We start from the raw sequence: 2,416 nt of genomic DNA on the forward strand, positions 1-2,416 counted from the left end.
TCCTCGAACGGCCGGACCACCCGTTCTTCTTCGGAACGCAGGCGCACCCCGAGTTCCGGTCGCGACCGGACCGCGCGAGCCCGCCGTTCGTCTCCCTCGTCGAGGCGGCGCTCGGATCGACGGACACAACCGAGCGGAACGCGGACGTGAGGCTATAGATGGTCGAGACGGAGGCATTCATCGACGAGGCGAAAGCCGAGATCCGGGAGGCGATCGGCGACGCGAACGCCGTCATCGCCCTCTCCGGCGGGGTCGACTCCTCGGTCGCGGCGACGCTCGCGTACGAGGCGGTCGGCGACCAGCTCACCCCCGTCTACGTCGACACGGGGCTGATGCGGAAGGGCGAGACCGAGGAGATCCGCGACACCTTCGACTTCATGGAGTCGCTGCGGGTGATCGAGGCGCAGGAGCGGTTCTTCGACCGGCTCGACGGCGTCACCGACCCGGAGGAGAAGCGACACGTCATCGGCGAGGGGTTCATCGACGAGTTCGAGACGGTCGCGCGCGACGTCGGCGCCGACTACCTCGTCCAGGGGACGATCTACCCCGACCGCATCGAGTCGGAGGGGAACATCAAGTCGCACCACAACGTCGGCGGCCTCCCCGAGGTCGTCGACTTCGAGGGGATCGTCGAGCCCGTGCGCGACCTCTACAAGGACGAGGTGCGCGAGGTCGCCCGCGAGCTCGGCTTAGAGGACGTCATCTCCGAGCGCATGCCGTTCCCCGGTCCCGGCCTCGCCGTCCGGATCGTCGGCGAGGTGACCCCGGAGAAGGCCGCGGTCGCCCGCGAGGCGACCCACGTCGTCGAGGAGGAGCTGGAGGAGTACGACCCGTGGCAGGCATTTGCGGCCGTCCTCGGCAAGGCGACGGGCGTCAAGGGCGACAACCGCGTCCACGGCTGGGTCGTCGCCGTGCGCTCGGTCGAGAGCCGCGACGGGATGACCGCCCGCGCGCAGGAGCTCGACTGGAGCACGCTCCAGCGGATCCAGAGCCGGATCACGGGCGAGAACGAGAACGTGGCGCGCGTCGTCTACGACGTGACGCACAAGCCGCCCGCGACGATCGAGTACGAGTGATGGGGGAGCCATCCGCCCGCCCCGACGGCGGCAGCGCCGAGGGCCCGCTCGCGGTCGTCGCCGGTCCGGACGAGAACGGTCTCGGCGAGGAGCTCGCCGCGCTCGGCGTCGAGATCCGCCGGGTAGAGGGGCTCGTCACCGCCGACGCGCTCTCCGAGGCGGGGATCGCCGAGGCCGCCTACTTCGTCCTCACCGACGTCGAGGAGGCGACCGGGATCCCGGTCGCCAAGGAGCTGAACCCGGACGTACAGGTGGTGACGTACGCGACCCGGTCGCTGCCGGAGTTCGTCGCGACCGTCGCCGACCTCGCGGTCGACCCCGCCCTGCTCGACGCCGCGACGGTCGCCGAGGAGCTGCTGGCGGACGACGACAAGTGAGCGCAGACGACGCGGAGGCGACCGTCTCGGTCACCCTCTACACCCGCGAGGACTGCTCGCTGTGCGTCGTCGCCCGCGAGACGATCGAGTCGGTCGCGGCCGACCTCGACGGCGCGGCGGTCGACCTCGACGAGGTCGACGTGGACACCGATCCGGAGCTAGCCGAGGAGTACGGCGAACGCGTCCCGTACGTGCTGGTCGACGGCCACCCGGCGTTCAAATACGAGGTCGACGAGCGCGAGCTGCGCTTGAAGCTGCTGGCGGCGACCTGAGTCCGAAAAGACCTCGACCGCGGCCGCTCCGTTACTTCTCGACCGTCTCCGCGCCGGGCGCGTTCGCCTTCACTCGGGTCACGGCCTCGACGGCGTTAGACCGGGAGGCGTACCCCTCGCCGGAGTCGGCGAGGACGTTGCCGTTGCGGTGGCGGAGCCGCCAGCGCCACTCCTCGGCGGCGTCCTCGTAGATCTCGAAGGCCGCGCCCCCGGCAGTCAAGGCGTTCGCGTCCGGCGCGTACTCGGCGACGCGCTCGACCGCGTCGGTCGCGTTCGACCCGGAGGCGTACCCCTCGCCGGAGTCGGCGATGATGTTCCCGTTGTCGTGGACGAGCCGCCAGCGCCACGAGCCGCCCCTGTCCTCGTAGACCTCGAACGTCGCCCTGCTCTCGCCGTCGCCCGCCCGGCCTTCCGCGTCCTCGTCGTCGGGGAACGCGAGGCCCGCGCCGCCCGCGTTCGACCTGACGCTGTCGAGCCCCTGCCGGGCCTTCTGTCTGGAGGCGTACCCCTCGCCGGAGTCGGCGAGGACGTTCCCGTTCTCGTGGACGAGCCGCCAGCGGTACTCGCCGGCGGCGTCGCGGAACACCTCGAACGCCGCGGGGTCCCACCCGCGGTAGTCCGCGACAGCCCCGCGGTCGCCACGCCTCGAGTACTCACGCCTCGCGTGCCACCTGCGGCCGGACCCCTTGCC

The 2,416-nt window shown here is 71.3% G+C and carries 4 protein-coding genes; 3 read left to right on the top strand and 1 reads right to left on the bottom strand.

From position 1 onward, the window contains the following. Window positions 1-158: 158 nt before the first annotated feature. Genes guaA through B9G38_RS14700 form a run of 3 tightly spaced genes read left to right on the top strand, consistent with a single transcriptional unit; the run spans window position 159 to window position 1,725 of the window. Entirely contained in the window at window positions 159-1,076 is a 918-nt protein-coding gene (guaA, locus tag B9G38_RS14690) for a glutamine-hydrolyzing GMP synthase (RefSeq protein WP_086220871.1), read from the top strand. Continuing rightward, window positions 1,076-1,453 (top strand): CTP synthetase, encoded by a 378-nt coding sequence (locus tag B9G38_RS14695; RefSeq protein ID WP_086220872.1) that lies wholly within the window; start codon window positions 1,076-1,078, stop codon window positions 1,451-1,453. Before guaA ends, B9G38_RS14695 begins: the two co-directional genes overlap by 1 nt. Continuing rightward, entirely contained in the window at window positions 1,450-1,725 is a 276-nt protein-coding gene (locus B9G38_RS14700; protein ID WP_086220873.1) for a glutaredoxin family protein, read from the top strand. Before B9G38_RS14695 ends, B9G38_RS14700 begins: the two co-directional genes overlap by 4 nt. Before the next feature lie 31 nt (window positions 1,726-1,756). Here B9G38_RS14700 and B9G38_RS18600 read toward each other — a convergent pair. After that, on the bottom strand, window positions 1,757-2,416 hold a 660-nt coding region (locus B9G38_RS18600; RefSeq protein WP_233127222.1), incomplete at its 5' end, for an HVO_2922 family protein.

This window comes from Halorubrum sp. SD612 (genome assembly GCF_002135005.1).